General features: G+C 40.3%; 19 protein-coding genes. 1 reads left to right on the forward strand and 18 read right to left on the reverse strand.

What is annotated here, in order from left to right:
- Positions 1–97: 97 nt before the first annotated feature.
- The 5 genes from glpX to ADM90_RS00620 all read right to left on the reverse strand — a co-directional run bounded on the left by glpX (position 98) and on the right by ADM90_RS00620 (position 5,210).
- Positions 98–1,054: a class II fructose-bisphosphatase gene (glpX, locus tag ADM90_RS00600; protein WP_053993411.1), complete on the reverse strand. Its 957-nt coding sequence runs from the start codon at positions 1,052–1,054 to the stop codon at positions 98–100.
- 94 nt (positions 1,055–1,148) lie between these two features.
- The gene (locus tag ADM90_RS00605) at positions 1,149–2,435 is read right to left on the reverse strand and encodes a UDP-N-acetylglucosamine 1-carboxyvinyltransferase (protein WP_053993139.1); all 1,287 of its coding nucleotides are present in this window, start codon (positions 2,433–2,435) and stop codon (positions 1,149–1,151) included.
- A gap of 61 nt (positions 2,436–2,496) precedes the next feature.
- Entirely contained in the window at positions 2,497–3,147 is a 651-nt protein-coding gene (gene fsa, locus ADM90_RS00610; protein WP_053993140.1) for a fructose-6-phosphate aldolase, read from the reverse strand.
- A gap of 148 nt (positions 3,148–3,295) precedes the next feature.
- Positions 3,296–4,150, reverse strand: a complete 855-nt coding sequence (locus tag ADM90_RS00615) for a class II fructose-bisphosphate aldolase (RefSeq protein ID WP_053993141.1) — start codon at positions 4,148–4,150, stop codon at positions 3,296–3,298.
- Positions 4,151–4,850: 700 nt separating this feature from the next.
- Entirely contained in the window at positions 4,851–5,210 is a 360-nt protein-coding gene (locus tag ADM90_RS00620) for a response regulator (protein ID WP_053993142.1), read from the reverse strand.
- A 161-nt stretch (positions 5,211–5,371) separates the two neighbouring features.
- Between ADM90_RS00620 and ADM90_RS00625 the strand changes: the two genes are divergently transcribed.
- Entirely contained in the window at positions 5,372–5,902 is a 531-nt protein-coding gene (locus ADM90_RS00625) for a DUF2529 family protein (RefSeq protein ID WP_053993143.1), read from the forward strand.
- A 38-nt stretch (positions 5,903–5,940) separates the two neighbouring features.
- Here ADM90_RS00625 and ADM90_RS00630 read toward each other — a convergent pair whose 3' ends face one another.
- The 13 genes from ADM90_RS00630 to ADM90_RS00690 all read right to left on the reverse strand — a co-directional run bounded on the left by ADM90_RS00630 (position 5,941) and on the right by ADM90_RS00690 (position 24,048).
- A complete protein-coding gene (locus ADM90_RS00630; protein WP_053993144.1) occupies positions 5,941–7,533 on the reverse strand; it encodes a CTP synthase in 1,593 nt (530 codons plus the stop codon).
- A gap of 384 nt (positions 7,534–7,917) precedes the next feature.
- A complete protein-coding gene (gene rpoE, locus ADM90_RS00635; RefSeq protein WP_200908495.1) occupies positions 7,918–8,457 on the reverse strand; it encodes a DNA-directed RNA polymerase subunit delta in 540 nt (179 codons plus the stop codon).
- Between the two features lie 430 nt (positions 8,458–8,887).
- Positions 8,888–12,136, reverse strand: a complete 3,249-nt coding sequence (gene icmF, locus ADM90_RS00640; protein ID WP_053993146.1) for a fused isobutyryl-CoA mutase/GTPase IcmF — start codon at positions 12,134–12,136, stop codon at positions 8,888–8,890.
- 92 nt (positions 12,137–12,228) lie between these two features.
- On the reverse strand, positions 12,229–12,861 hold the full coding sequence (locus ADM90_RS00645) for a TetR/AcrR family transcriptional regulator (protein ID WP_053993147.1): 633 nt from the start codon (positions 12,859–12,861) through the stop codon (positions 12,229–12,231).
- Positions 12,862–12,864: 3 nt separating this feature from the next.
- Positions 12,865–14,001 carry an acyl-CoA dehydrogenase gene (locus ADM90_RS00650; protein ID WP_053993148.1) on the reverse strand — a complete coding sequence of 379 codons (1,137 nt, stop codon included), beginning with the start codon at positions 13,999–14,001 and terminating at the stop codon, positions 12,865–12,867.
- A gap of 164 nt (positions 14,002–14,165) precedes the next feature.
- Positions 14,166–15,302: an acyl-CoA dehydrogenase gene (locus tag ADM90_RS00655; protein WP_053993149.1), complete on the reverse strand. Its 1,137-nt coding sequence runs from the start codon at positions 15,300–15,302 to the stop codon at positions 14,166–14,168.
- A 59-nt stretch (positions 15,303–15,361) separates the two neighbouring features.
- A complete protein-coding gene (locus ADM90_RS00660; protein WP_053993150.1) occupies positions 15,362–16,213 on the reverse strand; it encodes a 3-hydroxybutyryl-CoA dehydrogenase in 852 nt (283 codons plus the stop codon).
- 4 nt (positions 16,214–16,217) lie between these two features.
- Positions 16,218–17,417: an acetyl-CoA C-acetyltransferase gene (locus ADM90_RS00665; protein WP_053993151.1), complete on the reverse strand. Its 1,200-nt coding sequence runs from the start codon at positions 17,415–17,417 to the stop codon at positions 16,218–16,220.
- 199 nt (positions 17,418–17,616) lie between these two features.
- Positions 17,617–19,827: a heterodisulfide reductase-related iron-sulfur binding cluster gene (locus ADM90_RS00670; protein ID WP_053993152.1), complete on the reverse strand. Its 2,211-nt coding sequence runs from the start codon at positions 19,825–19,827 to the stop codon at positions 17,617–17,619.
- A gap of 218 nt (positions 19,828–20,045) precedes the next feature.
- Positions 20,046–20,609, reverse strand: coding sequence for a cob(I)yrinic acid a,c-diamide adenosyltransferase (locus ADM90_RS00675; protein ID WP_053993153.1), 564 nt, complete (start codon positions 20,607–20,609; stop codon positions 20,046–20,048).
- Positions 20,610–20,621: 12 nt separating this feature from the next.
- A complete protein-coding gene (locus ADM90_RS00680; RefSeq protein ID WP_053993154.1) occupies positions 20,622–22,082 on the reverse strand; it encodes an adenosylcobinamide amidohydrolase in 1,461 nt (486 codons plus the stop codon).
- Positions 22,079–23,080 (reverse strand): FecCD family ABC transporter permease, encoded by a 1,002-nt coding sequence (locus ADM90_RS00685; RefSeq protein ID WP_200908496.1) that lies wholly within the window; start codon positions 23,078–23,080, stop codon positions 22,079–22,081. The genes ADM90_RS00680 and ADM90_RS00685 overlap by 4 nt, the downstream gene beginning before the upstream one ends.
- On the reverse strand, positions 23,077–24,048 hold the full coding sequence (locus tag ADM90_RS00690) for an ABC transporter substrate-binding protein (protein WP_053993155.1): 972 nt from the start codon (positions 24,046–24,048) through the stop codon (positions 23,077–23,079). Before ADM90_RS00690 ends, ADM90_RS00685 begins: the two co-directional genes overlap by 4 nt.
- Positions 24,049–24,058 lie beyond the last annotated feature (10 nt).

The following is a 24,058-nucleotide window of genomic DNA, read 5'->3' on the forward strand; positions in this document are numbered from 1 at the left end:
AAGCGTCAGCGGCAATTACGCTAAGACATAATTGCTTGTAAGAAGAAGGCACCTAGCGCAAGTAGATGCACTAGGTATATTTTAGAAGAAAATATCATTAATAGCTAGGTTTTTTCTCAAGAGCATGACGCCCTTCAACAAAACGGACCGTACCAGACTTAGCTCGCATAACAACTGAATGTGTTAATGCATAAGCGCCTTTATATTGAACACCCTTTAATAGCTCGCAATCTGTTACAGCTGTTGCTGCAAAAATAGCATCGTCACCTTTTACTAGATCATCTAAATAAAGAACTTTCTCAACATCTACACCCATTTTTGTACAGCGTGCTAATTGTTCCTCATCCTCTGGTACTAGCTTTGCTTGGAAGTCGCCACCTAGGCATTTTAAGGCGACTGCTGCAATTACACCCTCTGGTGCGCCCCCTGTTCCAAACATAATATCAATACCTGTTTCATCAAAAGCAGTGTTAATCGCTGCGCCAACATCGCCATCTTGGATAAATTTAATACGTGCACCAGCTTCACGAATTTCATCAACAATTGCTTGGTGACGTGGGCGATCTAATAGCGTAGCCACAACATCCGAAATATCTTTATTTTTTGCTTTTGCTACTTGTAATAAGTTATATGTGACAGAAGCATTAATATCTACCTTACCAGCTGCTTCTGGTCCTACCGCAATTTTCTCCATGTACATATCGGGTGCATTTAATAAATTTCCTTTATCTGCAATAGCCAGAACCGTCATGGCACCATTTGTACCTTTTGCGACAATATTTGTCCCTTCTAAAGGATCTACTGCAATATCTACTTGGGGACCGCCGTTGCGTAAGCCAAGTTCTTCACCAATATAAAGCATTGGCGCTTCATCCATTTCACCTTCACCTATTACTACTGTAGCATGCATTGGAATTGTATCGAACATTTTGCGCATCGCTGTTGTTGCTGCATCATCTGCCTCAATTTTCAAACCACGTCCCATCCATTTCCCGGATGCGATTGCTGCTGCTTCTGTTACTCGTACTACTTCCATCGATAAACTACGTTCCATTGTTGCTTTGCCTCCCGCTATCGGCAGCTTTTTGCGCCGAAACATTCAAATTACCTCTATTGTAACATAGTTGGATGAAAACTTTTAGCTCTCATTATTCCTTTGCTTCTGCTACGCGTGCCAGGATTGTTTCACGTCGAATATCGGCGCCTAAATCACGTAATTTCTCAATAAGTGAGCTATAGCCACGTTCGATATGATAAATATCATGAATTTCTGTTTCACCTTCCGCTAATAGCCCCGCTAAAACTAAGGCTGCCCCAGCGCGAAGATCTGTAGCTGTTACCGTGGAGCCATGTAATTTACTTGGTCCTTTAATAATAGCTGTATTTCCTTCCACACGAGCATTAGCATTCATACGACGAAGCTCGTCAATATGTTTAAATCGAGCTGTATAAATTGTATCTGTTACCTTTGAGGAACCGAATGCTTGTGACATTAACACAGCAAGTGGTTGCTGAATATCCGTGGGGAAGCCTGGATATACCAAGGTTTTTATATCAACTGCCTTCAAAGTAGAAAGGTCAGTTTTTGGCACATAAATACTTTCTTCACCAATATCAATTTTTATACCCATTTCACGAAGCTTTGCAATAATGGCTTCTAAATGTAGTGGAATCACATTATCAATGGTAATTCCGTCACCGACTGCTGCAGCCATAATTAAAAATGTTGCTGCTTCAATACGGTCTGGGATAATTGTATGCTCCGTACCATGTAGCTCTGCTACGCCTTCAATACGAATAACACTTGTACCTGCCCCTTTAATATTAGCACCCATATTTGTTAAAAGTGTCGCCACATCAATGATTTCAGGTTCTTTAGCCGCATTTTCAATAACTGTACGTCCTTTTGCAAGAACGGCCGCCAACATAATATTAATCGTTGCTCCAACACTTGCAACATCTAAATAAATTTTTGCCCCAATCAATTCATCTGCGCGTAAATAAATAGCTCCATGTTCATTGGTAATTTTGGCCCCCAATGCCTCAAAGCCTTTGATATGTTGGTCAATTGGGCGTGGACCTAAAAAGCAGCCGCCTGGTAAACCAATAACTGCTTTCTTGAAACGTCCAAGCATAGCGCCCATTAAGTAATAGGAAGCGCGTAGCTTTTTCACATTGCCGTTTGGTAATGGTAATGCAATCATCTCTGTTGGATCAATGATCATCTTGCCATTATCAAACGCCACTTCCCCACCAATTTCCTCTAGTAAAGCCTTCAACGTCCAAGCATCTGAAATTTCGGGTATCCCTCCAATAGTCACTGGAGAGTTCGCCAAAATTGATGCAGGAATTAAGGCGACTGCACTATTTTTTGCACCACTAACTTTAATTGTACCTTGTAGACGATTTTCGCCAGTAATTTTATAAACATCCATTTTGCGTTCTCCCTCATGATTGGAAAGTAGTTTTTTGCGATTGGCTCACTTTATAATCTTATTATTCGCTTTTTCTCTTATTCCAATCCGCTAAAAATCCTTCAATTCCTTTGTCCGTTAATGGATGGTTGAAAAGTTGTTTTAATACTTTAAATGGAGTTGTTGAAATATGAGCACCTGCTAAGGCTGCTGCTGTCACATGTTGTGGATGGCGCACAGAGGCAGCGATAATTTCTGTGTCGATATTATGAATTGTGAAAATATCTGCAATTGTTTCGATTAGCTCTACACCATTTTGACCAATGTCATCTAAACGACCGATAAATGGTGATACATATGTAGCACCTGCACGCGCAGCCATTAATGCTTGGTTGGCACTAAAGATTAATGTTACATTTGTTTTAATGCCTTTGTTGGCAAAGAAGCGACAAGCCTCTAATCCAGCTGGTGTCATTGGTAGCTTGACCGTAATGTTTGGAGCAATAGCAGCTAATTCTAAACCTTCTTTCATCATACCTTCTGCATCAAGTGCAATCACTTCTCCGCTTACAGAGCCATCAACAAGCTCAGCAATTTCACGAAGACGATCATGGAAAGAAACGTTTTCTTCTTTAGCTACTAATGATGGGTTTGTTGTAACACCTGATAAGATCCCCCATGCATGTGCCTCTTTAATCTCTTCAAAGTTTGCTGTATCAATAAAAAACTTCATTGTATTTCCTCCTGATCATGTTCTTATAATATTAAGTCTTTTCCAAATTTCATTATTTCAAAAACAAGAGAAGGTCGATTGATAGCATCAACACTTCTCTTATTTATGTGTATTTATCTATGCTTTTGTCACATATTAAATGCAAAAACTATGCTTTTTGTGCACTACCAAATTCGCGAATTTTACCAATAACTGTTGCTTTAATCGCTTCACGTGCTGGTCCGAGGAATTTACGTGGATCATAAACAACTTTGTCATTATCAAGAATTTCACGAATTGCTTTTGTTGCTTCAATTTGATTTTCAGTATTGACGTTAATTTTAGCTGTACCTAATGAAATGGAGCGTTGGATATCTTTTAATGGGATCCCTGTACCGCCATGTAATACAAGAGGAAGGTCTGCTAATTTAGAGATTTCTTCCATTTCTTTAAAGCCTAGGTTTGGTTCACCTTGATAAGGACCATGCACAGAGCCAAGTGCTGGCGCTAAGCAGTCGATATCTGTTAGTTCAACCATTTTACGGCATTCTTCTGGATCAGCATAAATGATACCGCCAATGACACCGTCTTCATCGCCACCAACTGTTCCTAATTCTGCCTCAACAGAAACGCCTTTAGCATGTGCATACTCTACTACCTCTGAAGTAATTTTCACATTTTCATCAAATGGATGATGGGATGCGTCAATCATTACAGAAGTAAAGCCTGCATCAATCGCTTCTTTACATTTTGCAAAGCTAGAGCCATGATCAAGATGGATTGCTACTGGAACTGTAGTACCATAAGATTCCATTAAACCTTTTACCATGTGAACAACAGCGATAAAGCCGCCCATATATTTACCTGCACCTTCTGAAACACCAAGAATCACGGGCGATTTTTCTTCTTCTGCTGCTTGTAAAATTGCTTGCGTCCATTCAAGGTTGTTAATGTTGAATTGACCAACCGCATAACCTTCTGCTTTTGCCTTAATTAACATCTCTTTCATAGATACTAATGCCATACTAAAAATCCTCCTTATAGGACTATTTCTTTCTACATAAATATGCCCCTCAATCATAGCAAAAATAATAGCCCCTGAAAAGCAGGGGCTATTATTTTCTACCCGAAAGCGTAGTGCAACGCAGCGGCAGGGTTGGCCGCAGTGAAGTGAAACGCAACGTAGGCCTTACACCTGAAAAGCAGGGGCTATTATTTTCTACCCGAAAGCGTAGTGCAACGCAGCGGCAGGGGCGGCCGCAGTGAAGTGAAACGCAACGTAGGCCTTACACCTGAAAAGCAGGGGCTATTATTTTCTACCCGAAAGCGTAGTGCAACGCAGCGGCAGGGTTGGCCGCAGTGAAGTGAAACGCAACGTAGGCCTTACACCTGAAAAGCAGGGGCTATTATTTTCTACCCGAAAGCGTAGTGCAACGCAGCGGCAGGGTTGGCCGCAGTGAAGTGAAACGCAACGTAGGCCTTACACCTGAAAAGCAGGGGCTATTATTTTCTACCCGAAAGCGTAGTGCAACGCAGCGGCAGGGTTGGCCGCAGTGAAGTGAAACGCAACGTAGGCCTTACACCTGAAAAGCAGGGGCTATTATTTTCTACCCGAAAGCGTAGTGCAACGCAGCGGCAGGGTTGATGAGCTGACAACTGAAATTAGAATGGAAACGATTGATTGTACATAAAAAAACAGGCCGTGTGTCCACACCGCCTGTTTTTTACACCTGTAACGTTTTATTAACCTCATCACGTACCTCAAAAATATCAAAAGGCTTGGTAAAGTAACGAATTGCTCCTAGCTTTAAAGCTTCTTGCACAACATCTAGTTCGCCATAGGCCGTCATCATAAATACAGGAAGCTTTGGCCACTGCTCTTTTAAACGCCTTAAAATTTCAATACCATCCATTCCCGGTATTTTCATATCTAATAATACACAATCGATCTCTTGCTCATTGGCAAACTTTAATGCCTCTACGCCATTAGCTGCTAAATATGTAGTGTATCCTTCCTTTTTCAATACTTCATTTAAAAGTAATCGAATACCCTGCTGATCATCGACAATTAATAATCTTTTCACATTCCATCATTCCATTCCGCCCTTTTTATTTTATTGTTCGATAAAACTTTTCTTCATTAATTAATATTCGCCTTTTTCAACGTAATACCTTCTAATATTGTAAATTATCTGCTTTTGCTTTCTATCTTGTTCACCCCTATAATATGGATAGAGGTGGGAACATGTCAAAAATTCTAACAACACAGTTAAGTGGGTTACTACAAAGAATTACGCAAAATGAAGAGGACGCCATTGAGGAAACAGCAAGATTGCTTGCACAGGCAGCAATTGGCGAGGGTCATGTATATTTCGCCTGCTTTGGTGAAATGCAGGTTGTTGAACTAAATGCATTGTATGCAGTGGAGCCATTTCCTAAATTAGTTCGTTGGACAGCAGATACCGTTTTAACGGAGACGGATCGTGTTTGTATTTTTACCCGAAGTGCACACAATATGGAAGCATTAGCCTTAGCACAGGAATTACATCAACGCTTTATTCCTTTTGCTGCTGTTGCCAGTGAAGTGGATAATAGCGAAAATCCTTTGGCAGATTTAGCTTATACGTATATTTCTACTCGTATCAAAGGTGGCCTATTGCCAAACGATGTTGGACAGCGAATCGTTGTCCCACATGCAATTGCTGGGCTTTTTGTATATGAAGCTGTCAAAATAGCTTATGATGAAATGCTGGAATTGGATGAGGAAGAGCTGTAAAAAAGAGTTGTCTCTATAAACGAGACAACTCTTTTAGCTTATTTGAATGTTGCGCCGATAAAATCACGGAACAATGGCTGTGGACGGTTTGGGCGCGATACTAGCTCTGGATGGAATTGACAAGCTACAAAGAATTCATTTTCTGGCAGCTCGATAATTTCCACTAATTTTCCATCTGGGCTTGTTCCTGAAAAGACAAGACCCGCTGCTTCCATTGCCTCACGATACTCATTGTTAAATTCATAGCGGTGACGATGACGCTCGTATACAAGCTCTTTGCCATAGGCTTTGCCAGCCTTAGAGTCATCTTTTAATTTACATGGATATAATCCTAAACGTAATGTACCACCAATATCTACACTATCGTTTTGATCTGGTAAGAAATCGATAATTGGATACGCTGTATTTGCATCAAGTTCTGTAGAATGAGCACCTTTTAAGTCGAGGACATTACGAGCAAATTCTACTGTTGCTAGCTGCATGCCTAAACAAATGCCTAAGAAAGGTACATTGTTTTCACGTGCATATTGTATCGCTAAAATTTTCCCTTCCACTCCGCGATCACCAAAGCCACCTGGTACTAAAATAGCATCAGCACCTTTTAATTGACTCGCTACATTCTCCGCATCTACTTGTTCTGCATTAATCCAATCAATGTCAATATCCGAATTAAACGCATACCCTGCATGCTTTAATGCCTCTACCACTGAAATATACGCATCTTGTAGCTCCACGTATTTCCCTACTAGCGCTATCCTTCTTTTATTCGGTAGATTTTTTACTTTTTCTACAAGGTCGCGCCATTCTTCCATATCTGCCTCTGGTGCTTCAATACCGAAATGATCTAGCACAATATCATCTATATCTTGCGCATGTAGGTTTAATGGCACTTCATATAAATGCTCTGCATCACGAGATTCAATAATTTCATGTGGTTGAACATCGCAGAATAAAGCTAATTTTTCCTTCATATCTTGTGGTACTTCCTGCTCCGTCCGCACAACGATAATATTTGGCTGTATACCTAGAGAGCGTAATTCCTTCACAGAGTGCTGTGTTGGCTTTGTTTTCAGCTCACCCGCTGCTTTAATATAAGGAATTAGTGTACAGTGGATATACATGACATTGTTATGCCCTAAATTTGTTTTCATTTGACGAATTGCTTCAAGGAATGGCAGTGATTCGATATCCCCTACTGTTCCGCCTACCTCTGTAATCACTACATCAGCGTTTGTTTCACGACCTGCACGTTGGATACGATCTTTAATTTCATTTGTAATATGAGGAATTACTTGTACTGTTCCACCGTTATAATCACCACGGCGTTCCTTTTGCAATACCGACTGATAAACACGACCTGAAGTTACGGTAGAATGCTTCCCTAGATTAATGTCAATAAAACGTTCATAGTGCCCTAAGTCTAAGTCAGCCTCTGCACCATCATCCGTCACAAAAACCTCACCATGTTGATAAGGGCTCATTGTACCTGGGTCAATATTGATATATGGGTCAAATTTTTGAATCGTAACTTCTAAACCGCGATTTTTTAGTAAGCGGCCTAGAGATGCTGCAACAATCCCTTTTCCAAGTGATGATACAACCCCACCTGTTACAAAAATATACTTCGTCATGAAAAATTCCTCCTTATGATGTGCTAAAATTGCTAGATCCATTGTTCGAGTATGGAATATACCCTAAAACAAGAAAAGCCGAGAATGTCTACAAAAATGTAGTCGATTCGAAGCTGTAAATGGTTCTATTTCTTTTTCACGTTGCTGTAAACCCTTAAACTTTAACATGGATTCAGCCACTGTTTGCTATACATTGGGAGAACTGGACTGAATCACGTTAAAAACAAAAAAACGCTCCTCCTGCATAGGTTTGCAGGGGGAACGTATATATACACGGTCTTTTTCTCCTTCTTTTAAGGAGCCCAAGTAAAAGATTAAACGTAACCGTGATAGAAGTCAAGATTTTTTGCTGCTAGTAACAAGAAAATTCTAAGCATACCGTTCTTAGAGTTCTTCCTCTTCTTCCTCAAACTCTTCGTCTTCATCAATAAATTCTTCATCGATTTCTTCATCAATGTCCTCTAAGTCATCATCATCAAATTCGATATCTTCTTTATCATCATCTTCATCAAGCTCATCTTCTTCCACGAACTCTTCAAAGTCCTCTTCAAAGTCAATATCTTCTTCATCCAAATCGATATCTTCCACAAGATCATCATCTTCATCGAGAACAGCTTTTGATTTTTTCTTTTGGGTCTTCACAGAAGGTGCTGTTTCTTCCTCGATTTGCTCTACTTTAAACCATTCGCGTAAGCCCCAGCCTGTTTCTTGATTAAATAAAAAACGACCATCTATATTGATATCTGTGTAAAATTGCAGTAGGCGAGATTTTATAGCTTCATCATTATAGCCCACAAGCTCTTGAATGATTTTCAGTAAATCATTAAAAGCTATTGGGGTATGCTTTTCATTTAAAATTGCATACGCTAAGTTAATTAACGACTCTTCCGCTAATTGTTCCTTTGTCATTTCACGAAAATTCAATTCGTGCACTTCCTTTCCCTTATCACAATGGTTTTAAAATTACATGATGCTTTATTTCCAAGCGCAGCAAAAAAACTACGCAAAAGTCACTTTTCATATCATAAGCATAATACCCATTATATACAAAGTTTTAGTCCCTTTGCTAGCGTCAATTACTGTTTTTTATATTACGCATTTTTTTGATACCTAGATAAAACAAGTAGACAGATAACAGCAGTAAAGGAATAGCGCCAATTTGCTTATTATACAGGAAAATGGCTCCCAATACTAAAGCTAATATAATTATGTAGTGAAGAATTAATTTCATTCTCTACCGCGCCTCCTCTTTTTTACAGTTCTATTATAACGAAAATAAAAAGAAGTGCCTAATCCTAAGACTAGACACTTGAACTGAGTGAAGCAAGTTGCATACATTCACAAATAAGATATGTTACATATTACGACGATATTGACCGCCTACTTCATATAAGGCTTTGGTAATTTGCCCTAAGCTAGCTACTTTCACCGTTTCCATTAACTCTGCAAAAATATTGCCATTGTTAACAGCCACTTCCTGTAAACGAGCAATCGCTGTTACACTTTCGTCTTCATGCTCCTTCCAGAAGGCTTGTAAATTATGAATTTGCGTTTCCTTTTCTTCTGTTGATGCACGTGCAATTTCCATATTATCAATGGCAGCATCTGAAGGTGGATTTGGATTTAAGTACGTATTGACACCAATGATTGGTAATTCACCTGAATGCTTAAGCATTTCATAATACATGGACTCTTCTTGAATTTTACCTCGTTGGTATTGTGTTTCCATTGCCCCTAGTACGCCACCGCGATCATTGATACGATCAAATTCTTCGAGAACCGCTTCTTCTACAAGATCCGTCAATTCTTCCACAATAAATGCACCTTGCAAAGGATTTTCGTTTTTCGTTAAGCCATGCTCTTTTGTAATAATCATTTGAATAGCCATAGCGCGTCTTACAGATTCCTCTGTAGGTGTAGTAATCGCCTCATCATAGGCATTTGTATGCAATGAGTTACAGTTATCCTGTAATGCCATCAATGCCTGTAATGTTGTGCGAATATCATTAAAATCAATTTCCTGTGCGTGTAAACTACGTCCAGATGTTTGAATATGATATTTTAGCTTTTGTGCACGCTCATTAGCACCGTATTTATCACGCATTACAATCGCCCAGATACGACGAGCTACACGTCCAATAACTGTATATTCAGGATCAAGTCCATTTGAGAAGAAGAACGATAGATTTGGTGCAAAGTCATTGATATTCATACCACGGCTTAAATAATACTCTACATACGTAAAGCCATTCGCTAAGGTAAAGGCTAATTGAGAAATAGGATTTGCGCCAGCCTCCGCAATATGATAGCCAGAAATGGATACGGAATAATAGTTACGCACTTTATGGTCTATAAAGTATTGCTGAATATCCCCCATCATACGTAAGGCAAACTCCGTTGAGAAAATGCATGTATTTTGCCCTTGATCTTCCTTTAAAATATCAGCTTGTACAGTACCACGCACAACTTGTAATGTTTTTTCACGTGTCTCTGTAAATTCTTCAACTGTCAAAGTTCGGCCAAGCTCTTGTTCACGTAATTTTATCTGTTGATCAATTGCTGTATTCATAAACATCGCTAAAATAATAGGGGCTGGACCATTAATTGTCATAGATACAGATGTAGATGGCGCACATAAATCAAAGCCTGCATAGAGCTTTTTCATATCTTCTAATGTACAAATGGATACACCTGATTCCCCAACCTTGCCATAAATATCTGGACGATAATCAGGGTCCTCACCATATAATGTAACCGAATCAAATGCTGTGGATAAACGTTTTGCATCATCATCCTTTGATAGATAATGGAATCGTTTATTTGTACGCTCTGGTGTTCCTTCACCAGCAAATTGGCGCTTTGGATCTTCTCCCTCACGCTTGAATTGGAAAACACCCGCTGTATATGGAAATTCGCCAGGAACATTTTCTTTGTAGACCCAGCGTAATATTTCACCATAATCCTCAAATTTCGGTAATGCTACTTTTGGAATTTTTGTGCCAGAAAGACTTGTTGTTTTTAAGATAGTGCGAATCTCTTTATCACGTACCTTCGTCACAAACTCATCACGAGCATATGCTGCTTTTAAAGACTGCCAATTGTCTAAAATACGCTTAGATTCAGCAGATAATTCATCTCTGACACCTTCTGCTAAAGAAGTAAGTGATGCGACAAGTGCATCATCTGGTGCTTTTTCCTGCACTGCTGCAATAGCACCCTCTAATTGGAATAGACGACGGGCAAATGCCACCTGCTGCTCTGATTTTTTATGATAGCCACGAACAGCATCTGTAATTTCACGTAAATAATAACGGCGATCGTTTGGAATAATGACATCTTGCTTTTGCGTTTTGGCAAATTGCTCATAGCTTGTTGCCCAATTAAAACCTGTTTTTTCGTTAATTATCTTAACGAGGGCTGCAAATAATGCATTTGTTCCTTTGTCATTGAATTGGCTAGCAATTGTACCATAGACTGGCATGTTATCCAGTGATTTATCCCAAAGCTCACGTGAACGTTGATATTGTTTTTGTACTTGTCGAAGGGCGTCCTCCGAGCCTTTTCGCTCAAATTTATTGATCGCGATAACATCTGCAAAGTCAATCATATCAATTTTCTCAAGCTGTGTCGGCGCACCAAATTCGCTTGTCATCACATACATCGATAAATCCGTATATTTTGTAATTTCGGCATCACCTTGACCAATACCACTTGTTTCTACGATGATTAAGTCATAGCCTACTACACGTACGACATCCAGCACATCACCAATTGATGCAGATAATTCAGTACGAGAGCCACGTGTTGCTAAACTACGCATATAAACACGGTTATTGAAGATGGCATTCATACGAATTCGATCTCCAAGTAATGCTCCGCCCGTTTTTTGCTTTGTTGGATCGACCGAAAGAATGGCTACACGCTTATCTGGAAATTCCTTCAAGAAGCGGCGAATGAGCTCATCTGTTAAAGAAGACTTACCAGCTCCTCCTGTTCCTGTAATACCTAGAATTGGTGTGCTCTTTGAACGTTTTCGAGCTTCTTCTAACATCTTGTTCGTTTCTTCATCTGCATTTGATTCAGCAGCTGTTATTAAATTTGCTAAAATTTCAGGCGTTTCTGGCGTTACTACCGCTAATTTTTCTAAATAATTACCTGTTGCCGTTGAGAAGTCTGTTCCTTTCACTTGTTCGTTAATCATACCCTGTAGCCCTAAAATACGGCCATCCTCTGGTGAAAAGATCCCTGCAATTCCGTAATCATGAAGCTCCTTTATTTCACGCGGTAAAATAACCCCGCCTCCACCACCATAAATTTTAATATGTGGCGCACCTTTTTCATGGAGTAAATCATACATATATTTAAAGTATTCCATATGCCCGCCTTGATAGGAGGATATAGCAATGCCTTGTGCATCCTCTTGTATCGCGGCATTAACGACTTCTTCTACGGAACGATTATGGCCTAAATGAATAACTTCTACGCCGCTGGATTGTAAGATGCGTCGCATAATATTGATCGAAGCATCATGTCCATCAAAAAGACTTGATGCTGTTACAAAACGTACATGATTTTTTGGACGGTATACTTCTACCTTTGTCATATGAAATCCTCACTCTCTCCCGAAATGAATTAAAAAAGTCGGCAATTGCATGATCGCTGTATGCAATTACCGACAACCTCTTTTTCGAACTATTAGAACCCCTTTATGCCTGAAATGAACAATGTAATTTGCATCTCAATAAACTCGTCAATAGAGTGCTGACGATGTAATGCCCATTTACGGAATGCCCAGCTTTGCCCTGAAACTACTAAATTATTGGCTGCTAAATGGATTTGCTTGTCTGTCATCGTTAATTCACCAGACTGTACACAGCGTTTTAGCAATCGTTCAAAGGTAGCAACCATTTCAAACTCTTTACTAAAAACATAGCGTTGTGCTTCTTTAGATAATGATTTCGTTTCTTGATACATAATAGTTAGCTCATCAACCATATGATCGATTTGCAGGAAATACTCTCGAATCATTTCTTTTAATTCTTCAATCGTTCCTGCCTTAATTTCATAGCTTGAAAGCCGCTCCATCGCATGATGATAAATGCTATCACAGACAAGGTACAAAACATCTTCTTTCGTGCGGATATACTCATATAACGTACCGATACTAAATCCTGCTGCTTTTGCAATTTCCCTCGTCGTAGCCCGATGGAAGCCTTTTTCTTTAAATAGCTTAATAGCTCCTTGAATCATTTGTTCACGACGTATGGCGATTAAATTTTCATCTTTTACGGTAGACTGTACTTGGGGCCTTTTCTCTTTTTCTGGCATTGGTTATTTTGTTAGCATACGCGAGATTACTAGACGTTGAATCTCCTGCGTACCTTCATAAATTTGTGTAATTTTTGCATCACGCATAAAGCGCTCAACAGGGTAATCTTTTGTATAACCGTAGCCACCAAATACTTGAACCGCCTCTGTCGTTACACTCATCGCAGTATCGCCAGCCATTAACTTTGCCATTGCAGATGCTTTACCATATGGTAAATTATTAGATTCTAACCAAGCAGCTTGATATGTCAGCAATCGAGAGGCCTCAATTTGAGTTGCCATATCTGCTAATTTAAAGGATACACCTTGATTAGCAGCGATCGGCTTACCAAATTGTACACGCTCTTTTGCATAATCAACTGCTGCATCTAACGCTCCCTGTGCAATCCCTACAGCTTGAGCCGCAATACCATTACGTCCGCCATCTAATGTAATCATTGCAATTTTAAAGCCTTCTCCTTCAGCACCAAGCAGATTTTCCTTTGGCACACGACAATTATCAAAAATAATTTCTGTTGTTGGTGATGAGCGAATCCCCAGTTTTTTCTCTTTTTTCCCTACAGAGAAGCCTTCAAATCCTGCTTCTACGATAAATGCAGATGTTCCATGCTTTGCCTCTGGGTCTGTTACGGCAAATACAATATATGTATCCGCTACTCCACCATTTGTAATAAAGATTTTTGAGCCATTTAAAATATAATCATCACCATCACGCTTTGCATACGTTTTCATACCACCCGCATCTGAGCCTGACCCTGGTTCTGTTAAACCATATGCACCAATATGCTTTCCTTCCGCCATTGGACGAAGATATTTTTGTTTTTGCTCCTCTGTCCCAAACTTGTAGAGTGGCCAGCCAGCTAATGATGTATGTGCAGATAATGTTACCCCTGTGGAAGCACAAACACGAGATAATTCCTCGACAGCAATGACATATGCAAGGTAGTCAAATCCCGCTCCGCCATATTCCTCTGGCCATGGAATACCTGTTAATCCAAGCTCCGCCATTTTATCGAAAATCGCACGGTCAAATTCTTCATTTTCGTCACGTTCTGCTGCTGTTGGTGCTACTTCATTTATTGCAAAATCACGAATCATTTCACGCAATTGCTCATGCTCTTCTGTTAATTGAAAGTTCATTGTCCATTTCCCCTTTTTAATTAGACTCTGTTCCATTGTAGTGCTAGATTGAGCGATTTCTTCTCATTATTGAGCGGTTGTAGTGACTTTTTGAGCGATTCTACCACTTTATTGAGCGCCCTTCTCCCTTTTTCGAGCGACCCTAACATTTTATTGAGCGCCTTTTACTTCAATAAATGCTTACTTATTACTAGTTTCTGAATTTCACTTGTGCCTTCATAGATTTCTGTAACCTTGGCATCGCGGAAATAGCGTTCGACTGGATAATCCTCTGTATAGCCATAGCCACCAAATACTTGAATAGCTTCAATTGCCGTTTGTACAGCTGTACGTGATGCAAAAAGCTTTGCCATTGAGGCCTCCGCTCCACATGGTAAGCCTTTTGCCCGTAAATCGGCTGCACGATAGACTAAGAGCTTTGCAGATTCAACAGCCGTTGCCATATCTGCAAGCTTAAAGCTAACACCTTGCTGGGCAACAATTGGCTTGCCAAATTGAACACGCTCCTTGGCATAAGCTGTTGCAGCTTCAAGTGCTGCTTCTGCAATTCCTAAAGCCTGGGCGGCAATACCAATTCGACCAACATCTAAATTAGCCAGTGCTATTTTAAAGCCTTCCCCCTCTTCCCCAAGTAGGTTGTCGGCTGGAATACGGCAATTATCAAATGTCAACTGAACTGTTCGGGAGCCATGCAAGCCCATCTTCTGTTCATCCTTGCCAATAATAAGCCCTGGTGTTCCCTTTTCCACAATAAATGCAGAAATACCTCGTGTTTTTTCAGCCGGATTCGTAGAAGCGAAGACAATATACACATCAGCCTCTCCGCCATTTGTAATAAATACCTTGGAACCATTAAGTACATATTCATCGCCATCTCGCACTGCTTTTGATTGTAGAGAGCCAGCGTCTGAACCTGCACTTGGTTCTGTTAAACAAAATGCGCCTAAATATTCCCCTGCTGCAAGCTTTGGTACATAACGTTTCTTTTGCTCATCATTGCCAAAGTAAATGATTGGATTTGTTCCAACCGAAGTATGCACTGATAAAATAACGCCCATTACAGCGCTTACTTTTGATAGTTCATGAATCGCAATAATATACGATGTAAAATCCATGCCAGAGCCACCTAAGTCTTCTGGTGTGGTAATGCCCATTAAGCCAAGTTCACCCATTTGCTGTAGAAGCTCACGTGGAAATTCCCCTGCTTCCATACGCTCTATCCATGGCTGAATTTTTTCCTGGGCAAACTGACGCACCATATCGCGCATCATAATTTGCTCATCTGTAAATTGCAAATGCATCTATAATGTCACCCCTCTAAGTTGTCCCGTAGCATCCGAATAATCCCATCCCCATAGCATTATTCATATACATAAAAACCTCTTCCTGATTTTTTCCCAAGCCAGCCTGCTGCCACATATTTACGAAGCAGTGGGCAAGGGCGATATTTACTATCTCCTAGACCCTCGTGTAAAATTTCCATGATGTAAAGACAAGTATCCAAACCAATGAAGTCTGCTAACGTTAATGGCCCCATTGGATGGTTCATACCAAGCTTCATTACATCGTCAATCGCTTCCTTTGTTGCGACCCCTTCATAAAGTGCATAAATCGCCTCATTAATCATCGGTAGTAAAATACGATTGGAAATAAAGCCAGGAAAATCATTTACCTCTACTGGCGTTTTTGCAAGCTTTACTGTCATCTCCTCAACAGCTTTGTAGACCTCATCAGCTGTTGCTAAGCCTCGAATGATTTCAACAAGCTTCATCACAGGCACAGGATTCATAAAATGCATACCAATAACCTGCTCTGGACGATTTGTCACTGCTGCAATTTCTGTAATCGGCAGTGAAGATGTATTTGTAGCTAAAATGGCATGTGCTGGTGCAATCTCATCCAGTTGCTTAAAGATCGATTGCTTTATGTCCATATTTTCGACAGCAGCTTCAATCACAATATCTACATCACGAGCATCCTGTAAATCTAATGAAGTATGAAGTCGTGCTAAAATAGCTGCTTTCTCTTCTTCAGTTTTACGCCCTTTTTCAACATCGCGTGATAAATTTTTTATAATAACCCCTAGCCCACGCTCTAAAAATTCTGGCTTCACATCATTCAATGTCACTTCATAGCCTGCTTGTGCACAAACCTGTGCAATACCCGAGCCCATTTGTCCTGCTCCAATGACCATTACCTTGTGAATTCCCATTTGTTTAGTCCCCCTGTTTTGGTACTTCAATCATAATCGCATCACCTTGCCCGCCGCCTGAACAGATCGCAGCAATGCCGATGCCACCGCCTCGACGCTTTAACTCCTGTGCAAGTGTTAAAATAATGCGTGCTCCAGATGCCCCAATTGGGTGACCCAAAGCAACTGCACCACCATTAACATTGACCTTATCTGCATCTAAATCGGCTAACTGTGTGCTAACTAAGGCAACTGCTGCAAAAGCTTCATTGATTTCAAATAAATCAATATCTGCCAATGATTTATTGGTCTTTGTTAATAGCTTGTTAATAACAAGACCAGGTGTTTGTGGGAAGTTTTCTGGCTCAATCGCAAGTTCCTCATGACCAAGAATAATGGCTAATGGTTCTCGACCTTCACGTGCAGCACGTTCCTCACTCATGACGACAAGTGCACATGCACCATCATTTACTCCCGGTGCATTCCCTGCAGTAATCGTACCATCCTTATCAAAGGCTGGTTTTAGCTTCGCCAGCACTTCCAACGATGTACCTGCTCTTGGTGCCTCATCTGTATCAACAACAAGTGGTTCACCTTTTCGTTGTGGAATTTCCACTGGTACAATTTCTTCAGCAAAATAGCCTTTTTCAATGGCAGTAAGCGCACGTTCATGACTGCGCACTGACCAGGCATCCTGTTCCTCACGGCTTAGTGAAAATCGTTTAGCTGTCGTATTACCGTAGTTGCCCATATGTGGTCTTGCCTTATCGAACGCACATGTTAGGCCATCATAAAGCATACCATCGACCATTGTTGAATCTCCCATGCGTAAGCCTGTTCGACCATTTAACAAATAATATGGCGCATTTGACATGGACTCCATGCCACCTGCCACGATCACTTCTTCGTCCCCTAATCGAATTAGTTGATCTGCTAATGTGACTGCGCGCATCCCCGACGCACAAACTTTATTGATTGTTTCTGTTTTTACGTTGATTGGTAAATCAGCTTTTATCGCAGCCTGTCGAGAAGGAATTTGCCCCTGTCCCCCTTGTAAAACAGAGCCTAGAATCACTTCATTTACTTGATCTGAGGCTAGATTGGCTTTCTCTAATGCCCCTTTGATCGCAATCGCACCAAGGTCACTTGCATGCAATGCTGCTAGTGAACCACCAAATTTACCAAACGCTGTTCTTGCTCCTGCTAAAATTACAGCTCTATTCAAGTAAAACACCCCTTTTGTTTTACGTTCACAATGAAGCGACGACGTATAATTAATTGACTGAACGCTCGCTCGATTTCTAGCGATGAAAAATGGGAGTATTAAACTCCACTCCCATTTCCATTTAATCTTATTCTACAAAACAATTTTTTAATGTGCAATTTATATTTTTCAGATAACTAAAATATTGCTGTAAGAGCGATTATTTTTCTGCGTTTATTTCAGTATTTTCATTCTGCTGCGCATTTTCTACTGAAGCTACTACTTCTTCAAGTGTTTCCTCATCAGAAGTTTCTGCTGCTTTTACTTTTTCTCCAAATACTGAACGCTCAAGTAATTCTGCAATATCGAATGTACCAATGGAATCTTCAACCTCTTTTGCCTTCGTACCATCCTCTAGCATTGTTAAGCAATAAGGACAGCCAGAAGAAATCACAGATGCATTCGTTGCTAAAGCTTGCTCTGTACGTGCTACATTAATACGATTACCGACATGCTCCTCCATCCACATTAAACCGCCACCTGCGCCACAGCACATCGCTGTTTCGCGATTTCGTTCCATTTCTACAAGTTTAACTCCAGGAATACCACGTAATATCTCACGTGGAGCATCATAAACGTCATTGTAACGACCTAAGTAGCAAGAATCATGGAAGACAATTGTTTCATGAACCTCATAATTTAACGCTAGTCGATTTTCTTCAATTAGCTGGTTCAATAATTCTGTATGGTGATAGACTTCACCTTTCCAGCCAAAGTCCTGATATTCATTTTTAAAGATATTGTAAGCATGCGGGTCAATTGTAACGATTTTTTTCACATCATTCTTCTCAAACTCATCAATATTAGCTGTCGCTAACTCTTGGAACAAGAATTCATTTCCTAAACGACGAGGTGTGTCTCCTGAGTTTTTCTCTTTATTACCTAAGATTGCAAACTTCACACCAGCTTCGTTTAACAGGCGACAAAAAGCTAAAGCAATTTTTTGTGAACGGTTATCAAATGCACCCATTGAGCCAACCCACAATAGATATTCCATTTCCTCGTCAGATTTCTTTAGCTCTTTTACTGTTGGAATATGAATTGTTGGATCTAAATCACGCCATTTTTCTTTTTCTTTACGGTTTAAGCCCCAAGGATTGCCTTGTCGCTCAATATTCGTCATCGCACGTTGCGCATCAGGATTTACTTTCCCCTCTGTCATTGTTAAATAACGACGTAGATCAATAATTTTATCCACATGCTCATTCATCACTGGACATTGATCCTCACAGTTACGACAAGTCGTACAAGCCCAAATTTCTTCTTCTGTAATGACATCACCAATTAAAGATGGACTATAGATATCTTCAATTACTGCACCTTCAGCGCCTGCTGCCATGGCAAGCTGATTGCCCTTTGTATTGGCAAAGAATTGATAAGGCACCCATGGCTTTTGCTTTGTGACAACAGCACCTGTAAATGTTAAATGATCACGCAATTTCACGATTAAATCCATTGGTGACAGCATTTTTCCTGTTCCTGTTGCTGGACACATATTTGTACAACGTCCACATTCTACGCAAGAGTACAAATCAAGCATTTGCTTTTGCGTGAAGTCCTGAATGCGTCCAACCCCAATAGCAGGCATATCCTCTTCACTTTCAGCATTTTCTAACGCCTCAAAATCAATTGGTGTTAATGTACCTACACGATCTAAACGATTCATGTAGACATTAAGTGGGCTCACAATTAAGTGGAAATGCTTAGATTGTGGTACGTATACAAGGAATGTTAATAGAATTAAAAGGTGTGCCCACCACATGACATAAAACACGCCAGCAGCTACCGATGTAGGTAGGAAGCCAAAAATAGCAGCGATGCTAGAAGCAACTGGCTCCGTATAGGTTAATCCCTCACCATGCCAAATTAACCCCATACCATTCGCGATTAATGTCGATACCATTAAGCCACCAATGAAAATTAATACTAGCCCATTTTTCCATCCTCGTTTTAAACGTACTAGCTTTTCAACATAACGGCGGTAAAATGCCCAGACTACTGCTATTAAAATCATTAACACAACCAGCTCTTGGAAGAATGTAAAGACACCGTAGAAAATGCCCAATGGCAGATGTGATTCTGGTGCTAATCCTTTCCAAATTAAATCAATGGCTCCTAGCTGTACCATTAAAAAACCATAGAAAAACATAACATGAATTAGCCCACTCTTTGGATCTTTTAATAGCTTATTTTGACCAAATACATTGATCATAATATAACGAAGTCGTTCTTTAACACTTTCATCAAACTCAACCTTTTTCCCCAATTGCACATACTTATAGCGTGTTTTTAACAGATAGAAGAACAACCCTACTGCATAAAGCACAACCACGACTGTTAAAATAATATTGGCAATTAATAATGGACTCATGGTTGGTCCCCCCCTTTAGTTTGTCGTCATTTCTCTCTTTGTAAAGAAATTGCTAGTTCATACAAAAATGTACGTCACTTAATCATTATATTCCTATTCTAATAAATGAGTGAGCATTCAGTCAACACAAAACAAGAAATCTTACTGATAATTTTCTATTCTTACATTTTACAAGAAAAAAAGCCACCCTGAATTTCAAAGTGACTCTTCCAGCGAAATTATTTTTTAAAAACGTTACCACTACGAATATATTCAACATCTGCTACCTTTAACCGAACATTAACAACGCGTGCAGCTGCAAATAAGTAATCCGATAAACGGTTTAAATATTTTTGCACAACCTTTGGTACATCTTCTACTTCCTTCATAAGTGTTACCATCTCACGCTCTGCTCGGCGTGCCACTGTACGAGCAATGTGTAAAGTTGCTGCCGCTGGTGCACCCCCGGGCAAAATAAAACGTTGAAGAGGTGGTGCTTCATCTGACAATGCATCAATACGAGATTCTAACACTTCAATAGGCTGCTCTGTTAGCTTATAATGACGCTCCTTCATAACATTGGCAAGATCACCACCAGCATCGAACAGCTCATGCTGAATTGCCTCTAAGTCTGTCAAAATATCTTTAAAGAGCGCCTGATCTAATTCGCTAACAGCCTTGCCAATAAAAGAATTTAGCTCATCAATGGCTCCATACGCCTCCACACGTAAACTATCTTTATCCACACGTCCACCAATAAGACTTGTTTTCCCCGTATCGCCTGTTTTCGTGTAAAGCTTCATTTCTCTCATCTCCTAAAATTGATTTTTATAATTTTTAATAGCCTGAACTGTTGTTTCAAAAACGCCCTTTGCGATTGTTTTCCCTACTTCTGTAATCGGACCAGCATACAGCATTTCTTCTCCTTTTTGAGTGGCAGCTATTAGCAAACTATCCGTAGCCGTACCTGTGGCAATTGTTCCACTGCGCGCATCACGAATATTTTCTGATTGCAATGCTTTTGTCTTTGCTTCTGTAGCTGTCATCGTTGCTTGTAAAAAGGCTTCTTCTGATAAACAGCCATTAATAATGACCCATGTATTGATGGTGCCAATATAAGGCTCATCCTGTCGTTCATGTACACGTGATACATCCACTGCATTGCCAACACCTGCTGTTACAGCTACTATCATATTGCCAAAAGACGCAGAAAATTCTTGGATTGCTACAAGACTCGTTGGCACAGCTGTTAGCATCACAACCGTGCTTGTAGGTGCGAAATTCTCCCTTTGTAAAAATTCGTTGACTTCTCGTTTTACATCGCTAATTACATAATCACCTGGTACTGAGCGATTTAATAAGCAACTAAACCACCCAATTCCAGGATTATGTACGGCTGATGATACTATTTTTAAAGGAATTTCTGTTTGAAGCTGAATATAATGTTCCGTTATCGTGAAATGCTCCTTTTTAATCATTGCACGTTGTTGACGATCACCTGCTGTAGGCATCATTGTAATTTGTGGCTTTGGCATTTCAGGATGTGCATAGGTTGCCACTCGTGCTTGGTAAACATCTTCAATTTGTGAAGCGATAATCACCTCATGTGGCGCACCAATTGCTCGCATCTGCCCGCCCTCCATGAGTAATAATTCATCACAATAAAGTGAGGCTAAATTCATATCATGTAGCACCATTACCACTGTCAGCCCACATTCCATAGCCTCTTTACGCACCATATCTAAAATTTGACGTTGATGGGCAATATCTAAGTGATTTGTGGGCTCATCTAGCAGTAGAATTTCTGCTGTTTGGGCAAGTGCTTGTGCCACAAACACACGTTGCTGCTCCCCACCTGATAAAAATTCCATTGGTGTCTGTTCATAACGCTTGACACCTGTTTGTAGCATAGCATGTTGAACAGCCTGTTCATCACGCGCAGACCAACTAGCAAAGAAGCCTGTTTGATGCGGGTAACGTCCGAGTGATACAACCTCCCGCACACTATTGGAGAAAGCATTGGCGTGGAGCTGTGGTAAGACAGCCATTTTTTTCGCTAATGCACGTGCATTATACGAGTGAATAGCTTTCCCATCAATCATAACCATGCCAGTAGTAGTTGGTAAAATACCACTTAATACTTTCAATAATGTGGATTTTCCACTACCATTCGGTCCTAAAATACCAAGAATTTTTCCTTTTTCCACAGTAAAACTTATGTCTTTGACGAGTGGTACGTCTTCATAGCCACCCGATAAATGTTCAACAACAATCATGCCCGCACCCCCTTGCTTTTACGCTGCTTATAAAAAATATAAGAAAAAACAGGTGCTCCAATAAAGGCTGTAATCACACCAATGGGCAGCTCTCTTGGCAAAATGATTGTACGTGCTACTAAGTCGCAGATAATTAATAATGTTGCCCCATTTAAAAATGATAATGGTAATACATGGCGATGATCAGCGCCCCATATCATTCGTGTCATATGTGGTACAACTAGCCCTACAAAGCCAATTGTACCAGACACAGCTACAGCAGCTCCTGTTAACATAGAGCCACCTGCTAAAATCAAATACTTACTACGCTTTACATTCACCCCTAGATGTTTGGCTCGCTCCTCACCATATAATAAAACATTTAGCTCTCGTCTTTGTGTCCAGAGCATAAGTGAGCCAATCAGGACAAACGGAATAATCATTTGAACATACGGCCAGCCTCGCATCGAGACCGAGCCAAGTAGCCAACTAACTACTTGTCGTAGCTCCTCGCCCGATAAAGCAATCATTAAAGAAATAAGGGAACCTAAAAATGAACTAAAAATAACACCTGTTAAAATCAAGGTCTCCATTTTCAAGGAACGATCAACCGCTCTGGCAAAGGTCATCACAATAATCATTGTTAGAATAGCACCGAGCATACTAAAGATTGGCAAAGCATACAGTCCTGCCATAGGTATGGATATACTAAAAAAGATAGTCATTACTGCACCAACAGAAGCACCTGAGGAAACACCTAATGTATAAGGGTCTGCTAATGGATTTTTTAATAATCCTTGGAAAGCCGCTCCTGCAATCGCAAGAGAGGCTCCTACTAGCCCTGCTAATAGCACACGCGGCAAACGAATTTTCCAAAAAATATTGGCGGCTGTTTCATCAACCGTCTGATTCCATAAAACTTCAAATGGAATATGAACCGAGCCTATTGCTGCACCGCACCAGATACTTATCATAAGAAGCGTGCATGTTAGTACATAGGCTACTGTTATTTTTTTCACTCAAATACCTCTGGATGGATTGCTTTTGCTAATTCTTCAAGTCCGTCTGCTAAACGTGGACCCTGACGGCTTGTTGTACTTTCATTCACTTGCACAATTGCGTTATTTTTCACAGCATTTACTGTATCAAAGCCAGCACGTTGTGGAATTTTTGTTAAAATATCTGGTACATAGTGATAGGTCACAATAATAACATCTGGATTTTTTGCAATAATTTGCTCCGCATCAATCTTATACCAGTCATTACCATCTGCTGCTACATTTTCTGCATGAATCATCTCAAGCATAGCGTTCATAAATGTACCATTTCCAGCTACATAAATATCTGGCTCATCAGATGCTTCTACTAGGACCTTCTTTGGCTCAGTATCCTTCACCTTAGCTTGAATCTCTTCCACCTTTGTCTTCATATCAGCAATAATTTTTTCAGCCTCTGGTAGCTTCCCTGTAGCACGACCAAGCTGCTCAATTGTTGTGTAGGTCTCATTAAAATCTTGTGCATTGTTCACAACAAACACTTTCACACCTGCTGATTCTAGCTGGGCAATCGCTGCTTCTGATAAAGACATACTTGATTCATGTGAAAACACAATATCTGGCTGTAAGGCAATAACCTTCTCAATATCGTACTCCATACCGCCAACCTTTTCCTTGTCCGCAGCTTCTGGTGGATAATCATCATTGTCTGTAACACCTACGATTTCATCATTTAAACCAAGGCCAAATAATATTTCTGTATTACTTGGAATAAGCGAAACGATTTTCTCAGGAGGTGCTTCGAGTGTAATGTCCTTACCAAGTGCATCTGTCAGCGTCATCGGGAATGTCGCTTCATCCACCTGCGATGTCTCTTGCTCTGTTTGTGGCTTGTCCGTTGAAGGCTTAGCATCCTTATCTCCCTGCCCACAAGCAGCAAGTACACCGATTGCTAAAAATGCTGATAATCCTATTTTCCAAAACTTCTTCATTATAATCCTC

The sequence above is a fragment of the Lysinibacillus macroides genome (assembly GCF_001281525.1).
Lineage (GTDB): Bacteria > Bacillota > Bacilli > Bacillales_A > Planococcaceae > Lysinibacillus > Lysinibacillus macroides.

Coding starts and splice junctions, on each gene's coding strand:
- ADM90_RS00690 (WP_053993155.1), bottom strand. CDS start 24,048: ATGAAGAAGTTTTGGAAAATAGGATTATCAGCATTTTTAGCAATCGGT.
- fsa (WP_053993140.1), bottom strand. CDS start 3,147: ATGAAGTTTTTTATTGATACAGCAAACTTTGAAGAGATTAAAGAGGCA.
- ADM90_RS00650 (WP_053993148.1), bottom strand. CDS start 14,001: ATGAACTTTCAATTAACAGAAGAGCATGAGCAATTGCGTGAAATGATT.
- ADM90_RS00655 (WP_053993149.1), bottom strand. CDS start 15,302: ATGCATTTGCAATTTACAGATGAGCAAATTATGATGCGCGATATGGTG.
- ADM90_RS00680 (WP_053993154.1), bottom strand. CDS start 22,082: ATGATTGTTGTTGAACATTTATCGGGTGGCTATGAAGACGTACCACTC.
- ADM90_RS00675 (WP_053993153.1), bottom strand. CDS start 20,609: ATGAAGCTTTACACGAAAACAGGCGATACGGGGAAAACAAGTCTTATT.
- ADM90_RS00630 (WP_053993144.1), bottom strand. CDS start 7,533: ATGACGAAGTATATTTTTGTAACAGGTGGGGTTGTATCATCACTTGGA.
- icmF (WP_053993146.1), bottom strand. CDS start 12,136: ATGACAAAGGTAGAAGTATACCGTCCAAAAAATCATGTACGTTTTGTA.
- ADM90_RS00605 (WP_053993139.1), bottom strand. CDS start 2,435: ATGGATGTTTATAAAATTACTGGCGAAAATCGTCTACAAGGTACAATT.
- glpX (WP_053993411.1), bottom strand. CDS start 1,054: ATGGAACGTAGTTTATCGATGGAAGTAGTACGAGTAACAGAAGCAGCA.
- ADM90_RS00660 (WP_053993150.1), bottom strand. CDS start 16,213: ATGGGAATTCACAAGGTAATGGTCATTGGAGCAGGACAAATGGGCTCG.
- ADM90_RS00670 (WP_053993152.1), bottom strand. CDS start 19,827: ATGAGTCCATTATTAATTGCCAATATTATTTTAACAGTCGTGGTTGTG.
- ADM90_RS00625 (WP_053993143.1), top strand. CDS start 5,372: ATGTCAAAAATTCTAACAACACAGTTAAGTGGGTTACTACAAAGAATT.
- ADM90_RS00645 (WP_053993147.1), bottom strand. CDS start 12,861: ATGCCAGAAAAAGAGAAAAGGCCCCAAGTACAGTCTACCGTAAAAGAT.
- ADM90_RS00615 (WP_053993141.1), bottom strand. CDS start 4,150: ATGGCATTAGTATCTATGAAAGAGATGTTAATTAAGGCAAAAGCAGAA.